The 23,663-nt window shown below is 44.7% G+C and carries 19 protein-coding genes; 9 read left to right on the forward strand and 10 right to left on the reverse strand.

What is annotated here, in order from left to right; genetic code table 11:
• The 4 genes from LJ707_RS14880 (at position 1) to LJ707_RS14895 (ending at position 5,724) form a co-directional block, all read left to right on the forward strand.
• A complete protein-coding gene (locus LJ707_RS14880) occupies positions 1-1,920 on the forward strand; it encodes a RagB/SusD family nutrient uptake outer membrane protein (protein ID WP_228952353.1) in 1,920 nt (639 codons plus the stop codon).
• A 19-nt stretch (positions 1,921-1,939) separates the two neighbouring features.
• On the forward strand, positions 1,940-3,163 hold the full coding sequence (locus LJ707_RS14885; protein WP_228952355.1) for a DUF4959 domain-containing protein: 1,224 nt from the start codon (positions 1,940-1,942) through the stop codon (positions 3,161-3,163).
• A gap of 22 nt (positions 3,164-3,185) precedes the next feature.
• The gene (locus LJ707_RS14890; RefSeq protein ID WP_228952357.1) at positions 3,186-4,391 is read left to right on the forward strand and encodes a DUF4998 domain-containing protein; all 1,206 of its coding nucleotides are present in this window, start codon (positions 3,186-3,188) and stop codon (positions 4,389-4,391) included.
• Between the two features lie 145 nt (positions 4,392-4,536).
• Positions 4,537-5,724: an alpha-L-fucosidase gene (locus LJ707_RS14895; RefSeq protein ID WP_228952359.1), complete on the forward strand. Its 1,188-nt coding sequence runs from the start codon at positions 4,537-4,539 to the stop codon at positions 5,722-5,724.
• Here the strand turns inward: LJ707_RS14895 and LJ707_RS14900 are convergent.
• The gene (locus LJ707_RS14900) at positions 5,717-6,634 is read right to left on the reverse strand and encodes an AraC family transcriptional regulator (RefSeq protein WP_228952361.1); all 918 of its coding nucleotides are present in this window, start codon (positions 6,632-6,634) and stop codon (positions 5,717-5,719) included. The genes LJ707_RS14895 and LJ707_RS14900 overlap by 8 nt on opposite strands.
• A gap of 261 nt (positions 6,635-6,895) precedes the next feature.
• Here LJ707_RS14900 and LJ707_RS14905 point away from each other — a divergent pair, with 261 nt between their 5' ends.
• From LJ707_RS14905 to LJ707_RS14915, 3 genes are read left to right on the forward strand one after another with little or no spacing between them, the layout of a single operon-like run.
• A complete protein-coding gene (locus LJ707_RS14905) occupies positions 6,896-8,851 on the forward strand; it encodes an SGNH/GDSL hydrolase family protein (RefSeq protein WP_228952363.1) in 1,956 nt (651 codons plus the stop codon).
• 11 nt (positions 8,852-8,862) lie between these two features.
• Entirely contained in the window at positions 8,863-11,199 is a 2,337-nt protein-coding gene (locus LJ707_RS14910) for a glycoside hydrolase N-terminal domain-containing protein (protein WP_228952365.1), read from the forward strand.
• A 2-nt stretch (positions 11,200-11,201) separates the two neighbouring features.
• Positions 11,202-13,235 carry an alpha-galactosidase gene (locus tag LJ707_RS14915; protein WP_228952367.1) on the forward strand — a complete coding sequence of 678 codons (2,034 nt, stop codon included), beginning with the start codon at positions 11,202-11,204 and terminating at the stop codon, positions 13,233-13,235.
• Positions 13,236-13,315: 80 nt separating this feature from the next.
• Here the strand turns inward: LJ707_RS14915 and proC are convergent, their stop codons facing one another.
• Both proC and argB read right to left on the reverse strand, forming a co-directional pair.
• Positions 13,316-14,131, reverse strand: coding sequence for a pyrroline-5-carboxylate reductase (gene proC / locus LJ707_RS14920; protein WP_228952369.1), 816 nt, complete (start codon positions 14,129-14,131; stop codon positions 13,316-13,318).
• A 2-nt stretch (positions 14,132-14,133) separates the two neighbouring features.
• Positions 14,134-14,925 (reverse strand): acetylglutamate kinase, encoded by a 792-nt coding sequence (gene argB / locus LJ707_RS14925; protein WP_228952371.1) that lies wholly within the window; start codon positions 14,923-14,925, stop codon positions 14,134-14,136.
• 367 nt (positions 14,926-15,292) lie between these two features.
• Between argB and LJ707_RS14930 the strand changes: the two genes are divergently transcribed.
• Positions 15,293-16,537 (forward strand): sodium:proton antiporter, encoded by a 1,245-nt coding sequence (locus tag LJ707_RS14930; RefSeq protein WP_228952373.1) that lies wholly within the window; start codon positions 15,293-15,295, stop codon positions 16,535-16,537.
• A gap of 146 nt (positions 16,538-16,683) precedes the next feature.
• On the opposite strand, the gene LJ707_RS14935 is transcribed toward LJ707_RS14930, so the two are convergent.
• From LJ707_RS14935 to LJ707_RS14965, 7 genes are all read right to left on the reverse strand, one after another.
• On the reverse strand, positions 16,684-17,631 hold the full coding sequence (locus LJ707_RS14935; protein ID WP_228952375.1) for an N-acetylornithine carbamoyltransferase: 948 nt from the start codon (positions 17,629-17,631) through the stop codon (positions 16,684-16,686).
• A gap of 62 nt (positions 17,632-17,693) precedes the next feature.
• Positions 17,694-18,821, reverse strand: coding sequence for an aspartate aminotransferase family protein (locus LJ707_RS14940; RefSeq protein WP_228952377.1), 1,128 nt, complete (start codon positions 18,819-18,821; stop codon positions 17,694-17,696).
• Between the two features lie 39 nt (positions 18,822-18,860).
• Complete coding sequence (locus LJ707_RS14945; protein WP_228952379.1) at positions 18,861-19,223, reverse strand: four helix bundle protein; 363 nt, start codon at positions 19,221-19,223, stop codon at positions 18,861-18,863.
• A 57-nt stretch (positions 19,224-19,280) separates the two neighbouring features.
• On the reverse strand, positions 19,281-20,330 hold the full coding sequence (gene argC, locus LJ707_RS14950) for an N-acetyl-gamma-glutamyl-phosphate reductase (RefSeq protein ID WP_228952381.1): 1,050 nt from the start codon (positions 20,328-20,330) through the stop codon (positions 19,281-19,283).
• 28 nt (positions 20,331-20,358) lie between these two features.
• Entirely contained in the window at positions 20,359-20,763 is a 405-nt protein-coding gene (locus LJ707_RS14955) for a cupin domain-containing protein (RefSeq protein ID WP_228952383.1), read from the reverse strand.
• A 19-nt stretch (positions 20,764-20,782) separates the two neighbouring features.
• Positions 20,783-21,979, reverse strand: a complete 1,197-nt coding sequence (gene argG / locus LJ707_RS14960; protein WP_228952385.1) for an argininosuccinate synthase — start codon at positions 21,977-21,979, stop codon at positions 20,783-20,785.
• A 30-nt stretch (positions 21,980-22,009) separates the two neighbouring features.
• Positions 22,010-22,669 carry a GNAT family N-acetyltransferase gene (locus tag LJ707_RS14965; RefSeq protein ID WP_228952387.1) on the reverse strand — a complete coding sequence of 220 codons (660 nt, stop codon included), beginning with the start codon at positions 22,667-22,669 and terminating at the stop codon, positions 22,010-22,012.
• Between the two features lie 457 nt (positions 22,670-23,126).
• Between LJ707_RS14965 and LJ707_RS14970 the strand changes: the two genes are divergently transcribed.
• Positions 23,127-23,633, forward strand: coding sequence for a 2'-5' RNA ligase family protein (locus LJ707_RS14970; protein ID WP_228952391.1), 507 nt, complete (start codon positions 23,127-23,129; stop codon positions 23,631-23,633).
• Positions 23,634-23,663 lie beyond the last annotated feature (30 nt).

The following is a 23,663-nucleotide window of genomic DNA, read 5'->3' on the forward strand; positions in this document are numbered from 1 at the left end:
ATGAGATCATACAAAATATTAATATACCTGGCGGCTGTAACCATGCTGGGTACATCGTGCAAAAAGTTTCTGGATGTAACGCCCGAGAATGTGGGTACTATTGATTACGCCTTCCGGAACCGTAATGAGGCCGAGAACTACCTGTTTTCGTGCTATGCCACTTTGCAGCAATTCCAGTATCCGCAAAACGATCCAAGTTTTACCAGTTCAGGCGAGATCATATTCCCTAATAACCTTACCGATAACCAGGGGATCGATCCGACAGGGTTTAACCTGATACGCGGAACGCAAAATGTGCAGAACCCAGGCCTCAATTATTGGGATGGTGAGAATGGCGGGCAAGCCATATTCAGGGCCTTACGCCGCTGTAATACTATGCTCGAAAATATTGACAAACCGATAGACCTTACCACATCAGAAAAGGCCAGGTGGATAGCCGAAGTAAAATTCCTGAAGGCTTATTACCATTATTACCTGTTCCGGATGTACGGGCCCATACCTATTACTGATAAAAATTTGCCTATCACCAGCTCTACCGAAGAGGTTAAAGTTAAGCGCGATCCGGCGGATTCAGTAGTAAACTACATTGTGCGTTTGCTGGATGAATCGGCACCAGATCTGCCCGTAGTGATACAAAACCAGGTACGTGAGCTTGGGCGTATTACCCGCCCCATTGCGCTTGCCGTTAAGGCAGATGTATTGGCCACTGCTGCCAGCCCGATGTTTAACGGTAACCCCGATTTTGCCGGCTTGGCCAATAAGGACGGGCAGGCGCTGTTTACAAATACTTACGATGCTACCAAGTGGGACAAGGCCGCCGCGGCCTGCGAAGCCGCTATTCAGCTTTGCGAAGCTAATGGCTTTTCCTTGCACACCTTTAACGCGCCGGCTAATATACCTACCAATTTAACCGACTCGTTAAGGAGGGTGCTTACCCTGCAAACCGCCATTACCGAAAAATGGGAGCTTAATAAAGAGCTGATATGGGCTTTAAACCCCGTATTTGGCTACGGCAGGCAGGAGTATAATATGCCGCGCTTAACGGCTAAAGCCGCGGCAAACCTAATTGCGCAGGGTACTTTTGCCGTGCCAATTAGTCAGCAGGAATTGTTTTATACCAACAACGGTGTGCCTATCAGCGAAGACAAAACCTGGGATTATAACAACCGCTACAACCTGCGCACGGGCGATGATGATAACCGTTTTTATATACGTAACGGCTATCAAACCGTTAGGGCGCACTTTAACCGCGAGCCGCGCTTTTATGCCGACCTGGCGTTTGATGGTGCTATATGGTATGGTAATAATGTATTTAACCAGGAGAATGCCCTGTATGTACAGGCACGCAGCAGCAGTTCATACGCGGGGCCAAAGGATAATATCCGTATAAACGTAACGGGGTACTGGGCCAAAAAGCTGGTTAACTATCAAACCGTGTATGATGAGAACATGACCTGGGTTGACTTCAGGATGCCGCTTATCAGGCTGGCCGGGCTTTATTTACTGTATGCCGAGGTGCTTAACGAGCAGGGCAAACCCTTTGCCGAGGTGGTAAGGTATATTGACCCTGTGCGCCAGCGTGCAGGTTTGCCGGGTGTTGTTAACGCCTGGAGCACCTACTCGCGCAATGCCTCAAAGTATGCTACGCAGGATGGTATGCGCCAGATCATTCACCAGGAGCGCCGTATCGAGCTGGCTTTTGAAGGTCAGGCCGGTTGGGATCTTCGCCGCTGGAAAGAGATACAGAACGTAATGAGCAGGCCAATGCAGGGCTGGAATATTTATGAGGAGCAGGCGCTTAACTATTACCGCCCGCGTACCATACTTACACCTGTATTTAACGTGCGTAACTACCTGTGGCCAATAAAAAATAATGATCTGATAGTGAACGGCAATCTTGTACAGAATCCTAACTGGTAACAAGGTAAACTCAAATAACATGAAAGATATTAAATATTATATAGCTGCTGTAGCCTGCCTTATTATAATGGTGGTTGCAGCATGCAAAAAAAATGATGGTTATAACACCACCCCCATATCCGGCGATACAACAAAGCCCGGTGTGGTAACCAATATTAAGGTTGATAATTACAACGGCGGCGCCTACATCTCTTACGATTTGCCCAACTCCGAAAATATACTATACGTATTGGCGCAGTACAACATTCGGGATGGTGTAAAGCGCGAAACCAAATCATCCTATTATACTGATACGGTTACGGTAAACGGTTTTGCCAGTGCTGCCGATTATGACGTTACACTTTATACCGTATCACGCGCCAATGTAATGTCTGATCCGGTTAAGGTTACGGTGCATCCGCAAACGCCGGTTTACCAGTTGATCCGCCCGTCAATTAACATCAATGCCGATTTTGGCGGCGTGAATGTACAGGCCTTAAATCCGCTTAAAAAGGAGATAGGCATCATCATTACGGCGTTCGATGCTACAACAAATTCCATGGAAGTGCAGGATCAGTTTTTTACCAAGTCCGACACGATCAATTATTCCATCAGGGGATATAGTACTGATGCGAGAGAGTTTGGCGTGTATGTTACCGACCAATGGGGCAATATATCTGACACGCTGAAAAGAGAGATCAGTCCGCTTTATGAGGAGTTGTTGAACAAAAGTCTGTTTAGTGCTTTCAACTTACCAAGCGATACCCCGATAGGTTACGGTTGGGTATTGCCTAACTTGTGGAATGGTACCGAGAATGGCGATGGCTGGCATACGCTGCCGGGCAACAGGCCGCCATTTGTATGTTCGTTTGATGTTGGCCGTGTGTATAAGCTAAGCCGTTTTGTAATGTGGGAACGTTTTGGCGAATGGGCTTACGGGCATGGTAACCCACGCGATTTTAGCCTGTGGGGTACCAAGGTCGCCAATCCGCGTGATGCGCAACTGCCGGTATCGGCACCGGCCGGCACTGTGGTGGGCGACTGGATAAACCTGGGCAACTTTCATTATCCTGATCCGCCGTCAGGCTCGCCGCCGGGCTCAACCACCGCGTCTGACGAGGCTTTTGTGCGTGCCGGCGTAAACTTTAATGTTCCGTTTGATGCGCCTACGGTGAGGTTTATACGCCTGGCAGTTAACAGAACGTGGTCCGGCGGTGATATTGCCCACGTTATGGAGCTCTCATTATATGGTAACCCACAGTAATAATCAATCAAAACTACTAAAAATGAAGACCCTGAAATATTGTTTAATTATCTGTGCAACGTTTGCCGTTATTTATGGCTGCGGAAAAAAGGATACAGAGTTCCGCGATTTTTTTGATGGCAAAGAGGTAATCTACACCGGTGCTGTAGGCGATGTTACCTCACAGCCCGGCGATCTGCGCGTAGGCCTTAAATGGAAAGCCAGTACCGATCCAAGCATTACCCGGTACATTGTTTACTGGAACAACAAAGCCGATTCGCAAATAGTAAACATTACGGAGAAAAAGGATACTATCAGTACCGTGATCAGCGGCCTGCGCGAGTATGTTTACTCCTTCACTATATACTCATTTGATGCAAAGGGCAACAGATCCATCGCCAGAGAGGTGAATAATGTGAAGGTTTATGGACCGATATATAACAGTACATTGCTTAACAGGGCATATGATGCGGTTAATCCTTATGTGCTTAATGATAATGGCTCGGTAACGCTTAATTTTATTACGCCTGATACCATTAACATCACCACAAAATTAATGTATACCAACAACGCGGGTAACCAGGTAACAACTGATCTGGCCGCTGATGTAAACAGCATTACCCTGAATGATTTTAAACTGGGTACCATCATCAAATACCAGTCGGCCTATATACCTGAGCGCGGTTCGATAGATACGTTCAGGGTAGCTGCCGCTGATGATTATCCATACATTTATAGTTATGTGCCTTGCGGTAAATCATTATTCGCGCAGATGAACATCGCTAATGATGTAAGGGCAGATTTTGGTACCGCTATTGATAAATTGTGGGATGGTACAACCACGCCGCAAGGCTATCCAAACATATTTCACTCCAATGAGCGGGCGCTGCCGCAACAGCTTACTATTGACTTAGGCAGGTTGTATGATAACCTTGGGCGTATGGAAGAAACCGGGCGCGATTGCTGCCATAATCCCGATCAGTTTGAGGTTTGGGGGATAGCGGATATTAACGGGCACGATACCAGCTTACCATCAAACAATGCCGGCTGGAAAGATGAAGCCATAGCAAAAGGCTGGGTGCTGCTTAAAGATGTGGTACGTACTGATGATGGCAAAAATCCGTACAAGTTTGATCTGGATAATCAGGGCAAGCCAATACGCTACATCAGGATACGTGTTAAGCATAACTCAAACGGCGAAAGTAACTACAGCAACATGAGCGAGATAACCCTTTGGAATAAACAGTAAATTAACAAGCCTGCATAGCTTAAACTGTGCAGGCTTTAATTTTTTTATGATGTACCGACTTTTGACTTTGTTATACCTGTGTATTGCTACTTGTGCATTTGCTCAAAGTGATATTAAAACGCCACCATCAGCTATAAATAGTTTTATGGATAAGCGGTTCGGCATGTTTATACACTTTGGGCCGGTTACCCTGCGCGGCACTGAAATAGGCTGGAGCCGCAACAAGGAGGTACCCGAGGCAGATTATGATTCGCTGTACCGTGAATTTAACCCGGTTTTATTTGATGCTGACAGGTGGGTGAAGACTGCCAAAGATGCCGGTGTGAAATACCTGGTGATAACGGCCAAACACCATGATGGCTTTTTGCTATGGCCATCGGCAGTATCAGCATACAATATAGCTAATACACCGTTTAAAAAGGATATGGTTGGCTTACTGGCAAAGGCTTGTAAAAAACAGGGGATGTCATTTTGTATCTACATGACGGTGCTTGACTGGCATGATCCGGACTACCTGATCCATAGTCCGCATGATACGTTGCATAATGTAAAAGGCGATATGCCAAGGTTTGTAAACACCATGAAAAGTGAGCTTACCGAATTGATTACCCGTTACAAGCCCGACATGCTTTGGTTTGATGGTTACTGGGAAAAGCCCTGGACGAATGAATTTGGCCGCCAGATCTATCAGCACATTAAAAAACTCGATGCGCGTATTGTGGTAAACAACCGGCTTGGTAAGGAGAGCGAGAAGCTGAACGAAAATTCGGTAGGTGATTTTTTGACCCCGGAGCAGCGCATCGGTAATATTAACATGCTCGAACCCTGGGAGAGCTGCATCACCATTTGCAATCAATGGGCCTGGAAGCCTAACGATGCGATGAAATCATTAAGGGAGTGTATACAAACCCTGGTAAAAACCGCGGGCGGCAATGGTAACCTGCTGTTTAATGTAGGCCCCATGATGGATGGCCGAATGGAGCAGAGGCAAGTTGACCGGCTTAAACAAATGGGTAGCTGGCTATCCAAATACGGCGAAGCTATATACGGCACTAAAGGCGGTCCTTATGCCCCCAATGAGGTTTATGCGGCTACACGCAAAGGCAGTAAGATATATATTCATTTATTTAAGCCTGTTGGCGGCAGCCTCAAATTACCCGCGCTTACAGGCGTAACGGTTAAAAGCGCCCGTGTTTTAGGTGGAGGCACTCTGAAATTTACAACTGCCGATGGTTTGCAGATAACCATACCCGATAAATTACCTGATGAAAACTGTACCGTTATCGTTATAGGTATAAACAGCGACGCCGAAAAGTTGGCCGTTATTAAGTAACAGCTATCACATCACGCCTTGCCGATGAGCGATACTGCTCGGGCGACATGCCCATGAACTTTTTAAAGAGGCGCGAAAAATAATACTGGTCTTCATAACCCAGGCTATTGGCTACGGCTTTTATCCTTATCTCGTCAGAAAACAGTAGCTGGCAGGCCTTCTGCATTTTTAGGTTGATAAAATAATCAATAGGCGGCATACCCGTTGCCTTGCGGAATAGTATGGAAAAATAGGAGCTTGACAACTTATGCTGGTTGGCCATATCATCAACGCTTAGTTTTTTATCCAGGTTGGCGCGCATATGGTTAATGGTGAGGGTAATAACATCGGTACTTTCATCACGTGCTACAGCGATATGCCGCTCGGGAAATAAAAAATTGGCGATAAAGTTATACAGGCAAAAATTGGCGTTGCATAAATTTTCGGTACTGTAACCCATTTCCAGGCTATCATACATATTGTTCCAAAGGTCAATAGCCTTGGCGTTAAAGGGTATGGTTACCGCGCCTTTGCTGTTGTTTACATTTAAAAAACGGTTAAAATCAGGAATGTTTATGCCGTTAAAATGCACCCAGTAAATGGTCCATGGGGTTTCGGTATCAGCCCAGTAACGCATGTATTTATCAGTTGCCGCTACCAGTATGTACTGGTTGGCGTTTACCTCAATGCGCTTATCATCAATTACAAAGTAACCTTTACCCTGCACGCAGTATATCAGTATGTTATCCTCACAACCTTTGCGCCGTTCGCGGTAATGGTATGATGCACGCGGGAAATAGCCTATCTGGGCAACATATATCTGGAAAAAGCCGGGATCTTTCTTAAAAACATCCTTCCATATTTTTGGTGGGATGCTAATAATTTTTTCACCCTCAAAGCCATCTCTTCTTTTGAAAGCAATGTTGTTCATCAAATTTTAATTAAAAAGCAGGATCGCTACGCAGGGTTTATGGCTGCGTTGTGCTATTATAATACATTTGTTTTATCCATCAAAAGCCTTACAGTGCTTTAGCTAATATCAAATAATAATTTGAATATATTGCTTATTGGCAATGTGCACGGTTAGTTATAATTGTTAATTGTAATTAAAAAAAGATAGTATAATCCATCTAATTTAAGGGTTTATCCATTTTAAGGGTTAGCGCCCGGCCATAACTTTATCTTAACCAATATGACCATCGATCGCCAAAGATTGCTTTTATGCCGCAGGTTTATTTTTATTGTATTGACAGCAGTTCTTTACAGCTTGCACACCAGTGCGCAAACCACCTGGAAGGGGTTTGCACAAACCCATGTAAACATAGCCGGTCACAAAGCTTACTATGTAAAACCCAGAGTTGCCCTGCCGGGCAGGCCGTGGGTATGGCGTGCGTCATTTGCCGACTGGCATACCGGTATTGACAGTTTACTGCTTTCACGTGGTTTTCATGTGGCCTATGTTAGTGTAGATGATGAGTACGGCAGCCCCTACGCTATGCAGGTATGGGATAGTTTTTATAATTATTTAACTGATAGCGTAAAGCTTGCCCCACGGGTAGCTTTGGAGGCTGTAAGCCGTGGCGGTTTGTACGCTTTGGGCTGGGCAAAACGCAATCCTGATAAGGTTAGCTGTATATACGCCGAAACACCCGTTTATGATATAAAAAGCTGGCCTGGCGGTAAAGGCAAGGGTTTGGGCGATGAAACGGCATGGAACCATCTTAAACAGGTTTATAAATTTACCGAGGCACAGGCCCTGGCTTATAATGATAACCCGTTAAATAACCTTGAAGGCCTGGCATCATACAAAGTGCCGGTTTTAAACATGGTAGGGTTGGAGGATAAAGTTGTTCCGCCTGCTGAAAATAGTTTGTTGTTTGCCCAAAGGTATATTGCCGCCGGTGGCCCGGTAACAACTTACCCGGTAACTGAAGGCCCGCAGCAATTAAATGGCCACCATGTGCCCGACAGGCATAACGATGAATGGGCCGATTTTATCTACTGTAACTCTTACCCCGTTAAAAAAATATTGCCTTATGCTGATTACTATAAAAAGCGGAATGGTATCAATAATTTTTATCACGCGGCTACTATAAACAAAAAAGCCACGGTAGCTTTTTTAGGGGGATCGATCACGTTTAATCCCGGCTGGCGCGATAGGGTGTATCAATATTTAAAGGAACGCTTTCCGCAAACTAAGTTCCGTTTCATAATGGCGGGTATTCCATCGCTGGGGAGTTTGCCTCACGCGTTCAGGCTACAGCGTGACCTGCTGGATAGCGGAAAGGTTGACCTGCTATTTGTTGAAGCCGCCGTGAACGACCGCGTGAACAAAACCGATAGCCTCACCCAGGTACGGGCATTGGAGGGCATAATTCGCCATGCGCGTAAAACCAATCCGCAGATGGACATAGTAATGATGGAATTTGCCGATCCCGATAAAACCAATGATTATAATGCGGGTAAGCAACCTGTCGAGATAACTAATCATGAACTGGTAGCTGAACATTACGGCCTGCCATCAATCAACATTGCCAAAGGCGTTAAGGAAAAACTGGCTAATAACGAGTTTAACTGGAATGACGATTTTAAGGATCTGCATCCGGCCATATTCGGGCAGGAACTTTATTTCGCCTTTATCAAGTCGCTGCTGACAGACTGCTTTGATCATCCATCAGCTAAAGCAAAAAAATATCATTCGCCAAAGCCGCTTAATCAGTATTCGTTTGAGCATGGGCAATATTACAGCATCACCAATGCCCGGCATGATGATGAATGGAAGATTAACCAAAACTGGCAACCTGCTGATGGCTTAGGCACACGACCCGGTTTTGTACATGTGCCTGTATTGGTTGCTACTACTCCGGGGGCTACGCTTAGTTTGCCATTTAAAGGGAGTGCAATTGGTATAGCCATAGTTTCAGGGGGTGATGCGGGTATTATTACCTACTCAATTGATGGCGCACCATTTAAGCAGGCTGACTTGTACACCGAGTGGAGCGGCTTTTTACACCTGCCATGGTACATTATGCTGGGAAGAGGTTTAAAAAACGGCGATCATACCCTGCAAATAAAAATAAGTGCCGACAAAAGTGACAAAAGCAAAGGCAACGCCTGCCGTATAGTTAATTTCCTGATCAATAAATAACCCCATTATACATGAGATTTTACACAAGGTATCTTCAGTTTTTTGCCTTATTCATTTTTGTAAGTACATCAGCGGTTAACGCGCAATCGCTTAGGTTATGGTATGATAAGCCTGCCCGTGTTTGGGAAGAAACCTTGCCGCTGGGCAACGGGCGTTTAGGTATGATGCCCGATGGCGGCGTGAGCAACGAGAAGATTGTGCTGAATGACATCACGCTATGGTCTGGCGCGCCGCAGGATGCCAATAATTATGAAGCCTACAAATATCTGCCGCAGATACGCCGCCTGCTTGATGAAGGCAAAAATGAAGAAGCGCAGGATCTGATCGATAAAAATTTTGTGTGTAAGGCTCCCGGCTCGGGCGATGTGCCTTTTGGGTGTTACCAGGTTTTTGGCGATCTGAATATTAAATTTAACTATGGCGATGGCAAGGAACCGCAATACAGTAATTATACGCGGGGATTGTCTTTAGAAAGAGCTATAGCATCTGCCAGCTATATCGTAAATGGTGTAACCTACCGGCGCGAATATTTTACAGGCTTTGGTACTGATGTAAGCGTTATCCGCCTTACGGCAAATAAAAAAGGGATGCTTAATTTAAGCATATCGTTAAGCAGACCCGAACGCGTAGAAGTAAGCGTAAACGATAATACCCTGCAAATGGAGGGTGGCCTTAAAAGTGGTACCGATAAACCCGGTATGCAATTTTTAGCTAAAGTAAAAGCTGTACTTAAAGGCGGTACACAAAGCACTACAAGCAGTACGCTCGAAATAAAGGGTGCCGATGAGGTTACACTGTTTGTATCGATGGGTACGGATTATAAAGATCAGGCTTACAAGCAAAAGCTTACGGAGTTACTTAACTTGGCGATTAAAAAGCCTTACCATCAGCAAAAACAACAGCACATATCCCGGTTCAATAAATTATTTGGAAGATTGAGTTTGTCGTTAGGGCAAAGCAGGGCGGCTGATGCTTTACCCACCAATCAGCGCCTGGTTGCTTTCCATAAAAATCCAGCGGCTGATAAAGGATTGCCTGCGCTGTTTTTACAATTCGGTCGATATTTATCTATCAGCAGCACAAGGGTAGGGCTGTTGCCACCCAATTTGCAGGGCCTGTGGGCTAACCAGGTGCAAACCCCATGGAATGGCGATTATCACCTCGACGTGAACGTGCAAATGAACCATTGGCCGGTAGAGGTAACCAACCTGTCCGAACTTAACCTGCCGCTTGCCGATCTGGTGCAGGGCATGGTAGAACCCGGCAAGCGCACCGCCAAGGCTTATTATAATGCCGATGGCTGGGTAGCCCATGTTATTACCAATATATGGGGTTTTACCGAACCAGGCGAGAGCGCCTCATGGGGTATAACCAAGGCCGGTTCGGGCTGGTTGTGTAATAACCTGTGGGATCATTACGCGTTTAGTAATGACAAGGCTTACCTGAAAAAGATCTACCCGATACTTAGAGGTTCGGCACAGTTTTATAGCAGCATTCTTACAAAAGATAAAAAAACGGGCTGGCGGGTAACTTCGCCATCATCATCACCTGAAAATAGCTTTTACCTGCCAAACGGTAAACATGCCAGTATTTGCATCGGTGCTACCATTGATAACCAGATTATCCGCGAGCTGTTTAATAACGTGATCATCGCCTCGAAAACATTGGGCATTGATGCTGCATTTAGTGCGCAATTAAAAGACAAATTGAAGAGCCTGCCTCCGGCGGTCAACATCGCTAAGGATGGCCGTGTGATGGAATGGCTGGAGGATTATAAGGAAACCGATCCGCAGCACCGTCATATCTCGCATTTATATGGATTATACCCTGCATCGCTCATTACGGCTGATGGCACACCAAAATGGGCTGAGGCTGCAAAAAAAACGCTTAACGTTCGTGGTGATGATGGCCCAAGCTGGACTATCGCTTATAAACTGCTGTTTTGGGCACGCCTGCACGATGGTAACCGCGCTTACAAACTGTTTACTGAGATAATGAAACCAACTGAGCGTACCGACATTAATTACGGCGCCGGAGGCGGTATCTATCCCAACCTGCTGTCAGCCGGGCCACCGTTCCAGATTGATGGCAACTTTGGCACCGCGGCCGGTATTACTGAAATGCTGATCCAAAGTCATGAAGGGTACATTAACCTGTTGCCCGCTATACCTGATAGCTGGAAAGCCGAAGGTGCAGCCAAAGGATTTAGGGCGCGGGGCAATTTTACGGTTAATTTTAGCTGGAAAAACGGTAAGGTAACCAGCTACAAAGTAACATCTTCAACACCAAAAACAGTAAAGCTTAAAGTAAATGGTAAATTCATCACTGTTAAAGCCATAAAAGCCTGAACATGTATATCTCTGTAAAAAAAAGATTGTTGTGCGTAGCGCTACTATGCCTTTGTGTACTATCAACAACAGCCAACGCGCAGTCAAAAATCATCCGCATTCCGTACGGAACGAACCGCTATATAACATACAATTTAAGTAACGGGCTGTATGATGTTCACCAAAATGGTACAAAGGTTTTTGATGATGTTTCGGCATCAGCCGTTGTTGATAAGCAAACTTTGTCATCAGCAAAATACAGTAAGCGCACTTATACCAAAACCGTTGTAAAAACCGGCTTTGGTAAAGGAATAAAGCATGTTATCACTTTAACAGGTAAAGCACTGCCAACCATGCAGCAGGTATTCTACATCTACAACAATGGTAGCTTTTTTACGCAATTAATTATAACGGGTAAATACATATCTACTAATAATATGGTGCCTTTTGCCGGGCGTTTCAGGCAGTTAAGCGGCGATGTATATTCGCTGTTTATGCCTTTTGATAACGATACCTTTATCAGCTATAATGCAAGGCCATTTAAGGGTAACGAAAAAGTAATCAGTGCCGAAGTAGGTGCCGTTTATGATAACAATACTCGCGGCGGGTTGGTGGTTGGCTCGGTTGAGCATATGGTTTGGAAGACCGGCGTAACCACCGCCTCTGCGGAAACAAATACCATAAAGGTTGCTGTGGGCTATACCGAAGAAAGCGTTACCCGCGACAAAATTGCCCATGGCCTGGTAAGCGGGAGCGAGGTGCGTTCGCCGCTGATATTTGTTGGCTATTTTGCTGATTACCGTACCGGCCTTGAAGCATTTGGTAAAGCCAACCGTACAGCCGAGCCGCCCTTTGTAGCCAGATGGACGAAACCTACGCCCGTAGGCTGGAATAGCTGGGGCGTAATGCAGGAAAAGCTGACCTTTGATAAAGCCATCAAGGTAGCCGATTTTTTTGCTGATAGCCTGAAAGGTTTCCGCCTGGGTAACACCGCTTACATCGACCTGGATTCCTACTGGGACAATATGCTGGTTAACAAAAATGGTGAGCGCGATTTTTCAAAACTAAAAGAGTTTGCCGATCACTGCAAAGCTAAAGGCTTGCAGCCGGGCATCTACTGGGCGCCTTTTACCGATTGGGGCTTTCAGTCAGGCCCAGGCAGAAAGATAGAGGGTAGTAACTATACCTGGGGCGAGGCATGGACAAAGATCGGCAACCAGTACCATGAGCTTGACGGTGCATGTGCTATTGATCCAACGCATCCCGGCACGCAGGCGCGCATCAATTATATGATCGACCATTTTAAGGCTTGCGGTTTCACTATGATCAAAATCGATTTTTTAGGTCATGCTGCTGTTGAGTCGACCGGTTTTTATGATAAAAGCGTAACTACCGGTATGCAGGCCTACCGTAAAGGGATGGAATACCTGATAAAACGCATTGACGGGCAGATGCTGATCTATGCGGCTATATCACCAAGTTTGGCCAGCGGCCGGTACGTGCATACCCGCCGTATAGCCTGCGACGCTTTTAAGTCTATTAAGGATAGCCGTTATACCTTAAACAGCGTAACCTATGGCTGGTGGCAAAGCTATGTGTATGATTATGTGGATGCCGACCACATTGTATTTTCAACCGAAAGCGAAGGTGCCAATCGTGCACGCTTACTATCAGGATTAATAACAGGCACTTTGATTACCGGGGATGATTATTCAGCCAACGGCCTATGGAAAGCCCGGGCTAAGGAGTATCTGCAAAACCCGGAGCTATTAACCATCGTAAAAAATGGAAAAGCTTTTAAACCTGTTGATGGCAATGTTGGAGATGGCGCATCGGCGGTATTTGTAAATAAGATAGGCAAGAGCTATTACGTAGCGGTGTTCAATTATACCGATAAAGAAGCTAATTTAAAGCTTGATGCTAAGCGTTTGGGTATACCGGCTAAATGTACAGTTACGGAGATATTGGATATACAAAAACCGGCCTTGTTCAATAATGAGATAGACGTTTCACTACCTGTGGCTGATGCCGTTATTTACAGGTTTGACCCCTCCTAAACGGCGAAGCCCTCATGAGCACCGCTAAAAATAATGATAGCGAATAATCCTCCCCAAAGGGGAGGACTTTGATGAATATCTTAATCTTCGTGGTAAAGTTCACCTGCCTTTTCGGCTGAGAACTTGATGCCTTTTATCATGGCCGAGCTGAAGCCGTGGTGCTCCATCTCATTTAAGCCGGCAATGGTACAGCCTTTTGGTGAGGTTACTTTATCAATTTCCTGCTCGGGGTGTGATGATAACTGCAACAGCAAGTCGGCCGCGCCTTTGGCGGTTTGGGCTGCCATACGCAAGGCATCCTGCGCGTGGAAACCGATTTCCGTGCCACCTTGCGATGCCGCACGAATCGACCGTAAAAAGAACGCGATGCCACAGGCGCAAAGGGCGGTGGCCGAGGTCATCAATTCTTCGTTGATCTGTATGGTAACCCCCACGGTGTTAAACAGCGAGCGTACCAGGTTAACATTTTTTGGTGTGCCGTTGTCGGTAGCAATACACGTCATGGACTGGCCAATGGCTATCGCCGTATTTGGCATGGCTCTAACCACCTGTATGTTCATCTCCAGGTAACGGCGGATATCATCACAGCTCACACCCGATATTACCGATACCAGCAGTTGTTTTTCTGATTTAATGGCAGGCTTGATCTCGTCAAGCAGTTTGTTGAGCTGTTGCGGCAATACGGCCAATACCACTATATCCGCTTTTTTTACAGCTTTTAAATTGGCCGATGTAGTTTGATAGCCCTGTTCCTCGTATGATGCCAGGGCCTCAATATTGCGGCGTGTAAGGATCACCTGCGATGGCTGGCATATATTGGCGGTAACTAATCCCTTTGCTAATGATAGCCCAATGTTACCGCTGCCTAAAATGGCAATTTGTTGATTCGCATTCATAATTAATTACTTAACCTTGTCCCAAATGGTTGTTTCTGCTGCAAACGACCTAAGTCGTCCGATTTTCCTATTATCACTGATCGTACCCCGCAGGCAATGGCCGAAAAAGCGTTGTCAAGCTTTGGCAGCATGCCGCTGTGTATTATTTGTTGTTCTTTTAGTTCCCGGTATCTTTCCGGATCAATATCCCGAATGATGGAATCTTCGTCATTAATATCATGCAATACACCCGCTTTTTCAAAACAATAGATCAGCGTAGTTTCATACAGCCTGGCCAATGCTACCGCCAAAGCCGAGGCAATAGTATCGGCATTGGTATTTAATAACTGCCCTTCACCGTCATGCGTAATGGCGCAAAACACCGGGGTAAACCCGGCATCCAGCAAGCGGCCTATATTTTCCGGGTTGATAGATGTTGGATCAATATCGCCCACAAACCCGTAATCGATTGTTTTTACAGGCCTTTTTTTCGTGCGGATAAAGTTACCGTCGGCACCGGTAAGGCCAATAGCGTTGGTGCCAAACCTTTGCAGTTGCGCAACAATGTTCTTGTTTATCAATCCCCCGTATACCATTGTTACCACGCGCAAGGTTTCAATATCCGTAATCCTGCGCCCATCAACCAGCTTGGCCTCAATGCCCAATGTTTCTGATAATTGCGTTGCTACCTTGCCACCGCCATGCACCAGTATCTTATCACCCTCAAGTGCTGTAAAGTCCTTTAAAAAACGGTGCAGGTTCTCTGAGTTATCAATAACGTTGCCGCCAATTTTTATGATATGTAATGATCTCAATGTTTTCCAATCTGGATATGGTTATGCCTGATAGCACAGCCATACTAAATGCTAAAATGTATATGCAAAAATAACAAATTGTATGATTTTTTGTGAAATAAGCTTAGTTTGATAAATAAATGACTGTTTAAGTATTAATATTATCAATGCACAAATGTTTGACTGACATTATTAATATATTTTATCAATATTTTAGTAAAAAATGATGTTGATTTATAAATTTTAAATAAAAATGGTGTAAAATATGATAAAATATAATTTAGGTAATATTTTGAACGAATTATCAGGTTGAAGTACAAGGGCGTGTTTTATTGCCTAAACTTTTTTATGAACCTAATGTTAGAGTTTAAACACTCAATAACTTTAAATGGAGCTATTTGTAATTATTTCATTACTCATTATTTTAAGTGCGGTTTACTCATACATCAATGCCCGGTTCATTAAATTACCGGGTACAATAGGGGTTATCACCATTGCTATTATAGGCTCTGTTTGTATCATTATCAGCAATAAACTTAATCCTGATTGGGCCAAGCGTTTAACAGAGCTGGCACACAGTATTGATTTTTCGCGAACGGTGCTTAACATTATGTTGGGTTTTTTATTGTTCGCTACCGCTTTTCGTGTTGATACGGGTAAGTTGAAAAGGCAAATGCGGCCGGTACTCATTTTAAGTACGGTGGGTGTACTTTTATCAACAGCTATATTTGGCGGCTTGCTTTATTTGATTGCGCAACTGCTTGAGCTTAATGTGCCGTTGCTGTATTGCTTTACATTTGGGGCACTGGTTTCACCTACTGACCCGGTGGCGGTATCAGCTATTATTAAAGAATCAAAACTGCCCCAAAACCTGGAAACAATCGTATCCGGCGAATCATTATTTAATGATGGTATAGGGCTGGTGCTTTTCATCACCCTGCTTGAGATAACCGACGCAGGAATAAAAAACACTGATTTTAACAAAGCCTTTGTAATGTTTGTGCAGGAAGTGTTCGGCGGCATCGCTTTAGGCGCTTTTACGGGTTACATAGCCCATCGGTTAATGAAGTCCGTTACCGATTTTCAAACCATTGTGCTGGTGTCATTTGCCCTTGTAATGGGCGATTCGGTTATCGCTTCTTACTGGCATCTGTCTATACCATTAGCTGTAGTAACCGCCGGGCTATTTGCCGGCAGCCGATCAATCAACGCGGCTAAAAACGAGCGCTCGCATCAGGAGTTGGAAAGCTTTTGGGAATTAGTAGATGAAATGCTTAATACTGTCCTCTTCGTGATGATCGGCCTGCAAATGATCAATATACCCGCAATTGATAATTACTGGCTTATTGGTAGTGTGTGCATCATAATATTGCTGCTCGCCCGCTGGCTGAGTATTATGCTGCCACTTACTTTTTTGCGGCGCTCGCTTAACGTTAATTATGGCAGTATCAACATACTTACCTGGGCAGGGGTAAGGGGAGGCATCTCTATTGCCCTGGCGCTAACATTACCCGCCTCAGATTATAAAGGCCTTATACTATCGGCCACTTATTTTGTGGTGATATTTTCCATAGTAGTGCAGGGGCTTACACTGAATAAGGTTATAAATGCCTGGTACGGCGATAAAGGGTGACTCACCCTGTCATCACTACGCTCGACATCCCTCTCTGCGCGAGCGCAAAGAGGACGTAAAATTCAGTTCAATATCTCTTAAAAAAATAAACCCCTCTCTCTGCTTTGCAGAGAGAGGGGTGACCAGTGTAGCGTAGTCGGGGTGAGTTAAATAGCCTCCAGCATTTGCTTTAACACCGCCTGTGCCGCCCACACGCGGTTGCCCGCTTCATGTATTACTACGGAGTTTGGCCCGTCCAATATCTCGTCAGATAATTCCAGGTTACGGCGCACAGGTAAACAGTGCATTACCCTGGCATCGTTGGTTATCTTTAATTTGTCGTTGTTCAGCATCCAATCCTCGTTACCCGGCAACACTTTGCCATAAGGCTCGTAAGCCGACCAATTTTTTACATAAATAAAATCGGCACCTGTAAGTGCTTCATCAAGGTTATGGGTAATAGTTGCGCCATCTGTAAAATCAGTATTCAGCTCATAACCTTCGGGGTGAGCAATGGTGAAATCTACATCGGCTTTACACATCCACTCGGCAAATGAGTTAGGAACGGCTTGTGGTAATGCTTTAATATGCGGTGCCCAGGCCAATACTACTTTCGGGCGCGCTGTTTTTTTGAGCTCCTGAATGGTAACCAGATCGGCCAAACTTTGCAACGGGTGGCGGGTGGCTGATTCAAGGCTGACAACCGGTACGCCACAATATTGTACAAACTTGTTAAATATAGCCTCGCTGTAATCCTCCTCACGGTCTTTTAATCCCGGGAAGGAGCGGACACCGATAATATCAACATATTGGCCCATAACGGCTGCTGCTTCGCGTACGTGCTCAACAGTGCCGCCATTCATTATCGCGCCATCCTGCAATTCCAATGCCCAGCCTTCCTTATCAATATTCAATACCATTACATTCATGCCCAGATTAAGCGCCGCTTTCTGCGTGCTCATACGGGTACGCAGGCTCGGGTTTAAAAATACCAGCCCCAGCGTTTTGTTTTTACCCAGATGCTGGTGGGCATACGGGTTTTGCTTGAGCTGCAAAGCTTCGGCAGCGAGGGCGTTAATGTCGGTTACGTCGTGAACGGATGTAAAAAGTTTCATGGATGACCTTTTATAGGGTAAAAAATGCTGCTGGTAATAAATGCTATTACCAGCAGCACAAATTATTTTTTTAAAACAGAGGTAAACGCTTCCAAAAACTGATCGGCGTATGCTTTAGTTAGGTTAAGCGCCGGTAACAGCCGTACCACATTTGGCTTGGCCTCGCCTGTAAATATATGGTGCTTGTATAGCAGATCCTTACGTACGTGGCTTAACTCCTCGGGCAGTTCAATACCGATCATCAACCCACGGCCGCGAACTTCTTTAACCTGTTCAAATTTTTTCAGTTCTTCAATCAGGTAACCGCCAACCTCGGCAGCATTTTGCAGCAGGTTGTCCTGCTCTATAACTTCAAGCACCGCTAAACCGGCGGCACAGGCCAGGTGGTTACCTCCGAAGGTAGTACCCAGCATACCGTAAGCCGGTTTTATTTTAGGCGAAATAATAATGCCACCAATAGGGAAGCCGTTGCCCATGCCTTTGGCCATGCTGTAAATGTCGGCATCAACACCGGCAAAATCGTGCGAAAAGAACTTACCGGTACGGCCATAACCACATTGTACCGAGTCGGCAATGAATACGGCATTATGCTCATCGCACAATGTTCTTATCTTTTGCAAAAAGCTTTCGGTAGCTACCTGTATGCCACCAACACCTTGTATACCTTCGATAATTACGGATGATATTTCGTTATCGGCAAAGGCTTGCTCCAAAGCAGCCTCATCGCACCAGGGCAAAAATATCACGTTATCAGTTTCGTTGATGGGGGCAACTATTTTTGGGTTATCCGTTACGGCAACCGCCAGTGAGGTACGACCGTGAAAAGCTTTGCGGAAAGCGATCACCTTTTTTTTGCCATTGTAAAATGATGCCAGTTTCAAGGCGTTCTCGTTAGCTTCGGCACCCGAGTTACACAGGAAAAGCTGATAATCCTCTTTGCCCGATACATGGCCCAATTTTTCGGCCAGTTGTTTTTGCAGCGGTATCTCTATCGAGTTGGAGTAAAAGCCGATCTGATGTAACTGATCCTCCAAACGTTTTACATAATGCGGGTTGGTATGGCCGATAGAAATAACGGCATGGCCACCGTAAAGATCAAGATATTCCGTGCCCTTATCGTCATAAACGAGGCTGCCGGTGCCTTTAACAATATTTATTGGGTTGATAGGATATACGTCGAACAGATTCATTTATTTTAAGGTTAAAGGAGAAAGGTAAAAGGATAAAGGTTACTTTTCGTTTCGCAAAAACTTGATGAATGCGATTAACATGGCCTTCACTTCATTTATCTCCTGGTTAATATTATCATACTTGTTTTTTGGAACATAGCCCAAATCAAAAATTAAATAACAAGTATATTCTACTTCATGTGCCGAACCTAAAGCATTATCAAGATAATGCGCAAAGTCCTTATTTGTATTCTTGCCACAACCTTCAACTATATTTAACGGTATAGAGTAAGTTGATCGTCTTAATTGGCTGGATAAAGCAAACCTTTCTTCAACAGGTAGCAAAGGAATTATTTCGGTATAAACTCGCTTGGTAAGCAAATGTGCTTTTAACCAAACATCCAGTTTTTTATAGTCCCTCATTACCTTTATTGTTTCTTTAGCTACCTTTTCCCTTTCACCTTTATCCTTTCACCTCCATTAAAATCCAATCGCCTTCAATCGTAATCCGGCGCGTTCATCCAGACCAAACAGTAGGTTCATGTTTTGAACCGCCTGGCCTGACGCGCCTTTGAGTAAATTGTCTATAATGCTTATTATTAATAGTTTATTGCCGTGTTTTTTAACCTGAACAAAGCACTTATTGGTATTAACCACCTGTTTCAGATCGATGTTACGATCGGTAACATGGGTAAATGCCTGATCTTTGTAAAAGTTTGTATATAATGCTAAAGCCTCCTCCTGGGTTAAATCACTGTCGGTATAAATGGATGCTATGATGCCACGTGTAAAATCGCCACGGTAGGGGATGAAATTCAGATTGCCCCAATCCTGTGATGGGGGAGTGAAATCTGATTGCAATTGATTAAGTGACTGACCTATTTCATTCAGATGCTGATGATCAAACGCTTTATAAACCGACAGGTTATCATTTCTCCAGCTAAAGTGCGAGGTAGTTGAAAGGCTCTGTCCCGCGCCGGTTGATCCTGTAGTGGCGGTAATATTTACCTCACTGGTAATTAATCCTTTTGATGCAAGCGGCAGCAAGCCTAACTGCAAACAGGTGGCAAAACAACCCGGGTTGGCAATATTCTGCGCTTCGCGGATGGCATCCCTGTTTAGTTCGGGCAACCCATAAACAAAGCTTTTGTTGCCAATGGTAGCCTTTGGTTTGAGGCGAAAATCCTGACTCAGGTCAATGATCTTTACCGTATCCGGGATAGGGTTGGCCTCTAAAAACTTACGCGCGTCGCCATGGCCTACACATAAAAAAAGTACGTCAATAGCTGTAGATAGTTCAGCCGCGAATTTCAGATCGGTATCACCAAACAGGTCGGAGTGTACCTCATATACATAATTGCCCGCGTTGCTGTTACTATGCACAAAGGCAATCTCAACATTAGGGTGATTAATGAGGATGCGCAGCATTTCGCCGCCGGTGTAACCGGCACCGCCTATAATTCCTGCACGGATGCCCCCGGCCCCTAAAGGGGAGTTGTTGTTGGATATGTTTGAATGTAACTCAGTCATTATAATAAAATTAGTTCCCCTTTAGTGATTAGGGGATAACCCTGTCATTTTTTGTAGATGGATATGAGTACAAAATGAATTCCAGGTCGGCATCCCATTTATTAATGATATAATGATGCTGGCCCGGGTTGATTTGGATGCCCTGCTGCTCACGTAAGGCGTGCTCGGCACCGTCAATAACAAATGTTGCCCTGCCTTTTAATATGAAGAACAGTTGCGTTGCCTTTTCATGGTAATGCAACTGCTCAGCCGTATCGGGCGGCATTAATTCCTGCTTAACCGATAATCCGTCAGTATCAACAAAGGTCCAGCCGTGGCAACCATCGCCCCATGTATAATGGTTAAGGCATTCGCTTTTTGAAAAAATAGTGGTCGCCCCCCAGCCCCCTGAAGGGGGAACACTGTTAGCACTATTGTTTTCCGTTGATGACATAAGCTCTTATAAGCCCCCTTTAGGGGGTTTGGGGGTTAACTTTATGGTAGATCATTACCTGGTTGCCAAATATTTTGGAGAAACCTTTTACATCCTCACCACTCCAGGCGTTGTTCATTTCGCCGTAGCTGCCAAATTTGTTCGACATCAGGTCGTGGTCCGACTCAATACCTACTATCTGGAAACGGTAAGGGTTAAGCTGAACGTATACTTTACCGCTAACTGTTTTTTGAGTATCGGTTAAAAATGCTTCCATGTTGCGCATAATCGGGTCGTGAAACTGCCCTTCGTGCAGCCAGTTGCCGTAAAAGGTAGCCAATTGATCCTTCCATGATAGCTGCCATTTGGTAAGCACATGTTTTTCTAAAGTATGATGTGCTTTAATGATGATCACGGGGGCAGCCGCCTCAAAGCCAACACGGCCTTTAATGCCGATGATGGTATCACCAACGTGTATATCACGGCCAACGCCATAAGGCTGGGCAATGGCCTGCAATGCCTGTATAGCTTTGGTAGGATGATCGTACTGCTCCCCGTTAATAGCAACCAGTTCGCCTTTATCAAACGTAAGCTCAAGGTTTTTTTCTTCGGTAGCTGTTACCGGTGTAGGCCATGCATCCTCAGGCAAGCCTAAATTTGAGGTAAGGGTTTCCTTACCACCAACTGATGTACCCCAGATGCCTTTGTTGATTGAATATTTGGCTTTCTCAAAATTCATCTCAACACCGTGCTTTTTCAGGTATTCAATTTCCTCTTCGCGGCTTAATTTAAGATCGCGGATAGGGGTAAGTATTTTAACTTCGGGCACCAGGATGTTGAATATCATATCAAAACGCACCTGGTCATTACCGGCACCTGTGCTGCCATGGGCAACATATTCGGCACCAATCTCTTTAGCGTAATTGGCTATGGCTGTAGCCTGGCTAACACGCTCGGCACTTACTGAAAGGGGGTAAGTATTGTTTTTTAATACGTTACCGTAGATAAGGTAGCGCACACAGCTATCGTAAAAATTGGTAGTTTCATCAACCACGTGGTGGCTGGTTACGCCCATTTTAAAGGCACGTTCTTCAACGCTCTTAAGTTCTTCATCGCTAAAGCCGCCAGTGTTTACAATTACCGAGTGCACCTCCATGCCGAGGTCGCGGGTTAAATAAATGCAGCAAAACGATGTATCTAAACCGCCGCTGTATGCCAATACTACTTTTTTCTTCATTATATATGTTTGTTCAACCGGGTTAAAAGTTTAAACCTTTGCTAATAGTGCAATAATCTTTGATGATCCGCGCAGGGCATTTTCAATACGCTCAAGCAGGGTAGCCTTGTGGGTAATGTTTTTTAGTTTGTTTTCTGCTTGTTTAGCTTTATCAGCCGGATCAAACAGCATGGCGGTGCACATGCAGTTTTTACGCCCTTTGCTCATTAAAATATCGTAGTTAACGCAACTGGTACAGCCTTTCCAAAAATCTTCATCCTGCGTTAATTCCGAATACGTAACCGGCTCGTAACCAAGCTCGGAGTTGATCTTCATTACGGCTAAGCCTGTTGTTAAGCCAAACAGTTTAGCTTCAGGGTATTTGCTGCGCGAGAGCTCAAAAATGCGTTCTTTAATAGCCTTTGCCAGGCCCACTTTACGAAAGTTAGGATTAACTATAAGGCCTGAGTTAGCCACAAACTGCCCATGGCTCCATGTTTCAATGTAGCAAAAGCCGGCCCAGGTGCCATCCTTATGTAAAGCAATAACCGCTTTACCTTCAAGCATTTTATTGGCCACATACTCGGGCGAACGCTGTGCTATACCGGTACCGCGTGCTTTAGCTGATTCAGCCATTTCATCACATATCTGCTGCGCAAAATCAACGTGCTGTGCTGATGCAACTAATATATCAAAATCTTGTATGGTCATTAAAAAAATAGAATGATTGCTGTAAACCAAATGGTTATTTAAAACCTATTAAGTAATCAGATGCTTTTTTGTTGGCAGAGTTTAATATATACTCAGCAACAGGGGTTGAGATAAGTAAATTAAACCCGGGGGATAAACAATCGTCGTCGAGACGGAATACACATAAAAATTACTGTAACCAAAGCATTGGCAACAGGAGCAAAAATTGCTCTTGTAACTGGCTTATATAAGCTTTGCTGGTTCATTTTTACAGTATTATTTGCGTTTTATAAATTTTGTGCAAAGTATCGTATTAATTTTTATTTATGCAAGAAAAAAGTGCACGAATTAATAAGTTAACAATGGATAATTACAATCAATTGAAAAATGCGAATAACACACCATGCCATCAGGGAGTTAACTGTTAAAAACAGAAGTGTGGTTGTGCCCGTTATTAACCGCACAAATACATTAACGAATGGAGGGAACACAACCGCTTATTTTAACACTGAAACTTGATAACAACGCGCAGATGTTTTTTAATGACCTGCGCAAGCAGTACTTTCCGCCCGGGCGTAATTTTATTGATGCTCACCTTACCTTGTTCCATCAGTTACCGCCAGGGCAGCACGAGGTTTTTGAGTTGCTTTATGAAATAGGTAAGCAGCGCCAAAGTTTTACAGTTAATGTAAGCAGGATAGTTAGTATTGGTAATGGCGTGGCGTTTAAATGCGAGAGCGATGAACTACAAAAACTTCACCAGTATTTACAGCAGCAATGGCGGCAGTGGTTAATTCCGCAGGATAGGCAAAAGCTTTGGCCGCACATCACCATACAAAATAAAGTTAGCGCTGATGTTGCCCAGGCTACATTGAACAGGCTTTTAGCAACGTTTACACCATTCAGTATAAAAGTAACCGGATTTAGCTTATGGAAATACCTGGGCGGCCCGTGGGAGTTTGCAGAGGAGTTTTTGTTTCAATAAAAAAGGCTGCCCAAATAACTGAACAGCCTG

This window comes from Mucilaginibacter sp. UR6-1 (genome assembly GCF_020880975.1).
In the GTDB taxonomy this organism is placed as follows: Bacteria; Bacteroidota; Bacteroidia; order Sphingobacteriales; family Sphingobacteriaceae; genus Mucilaginibacter.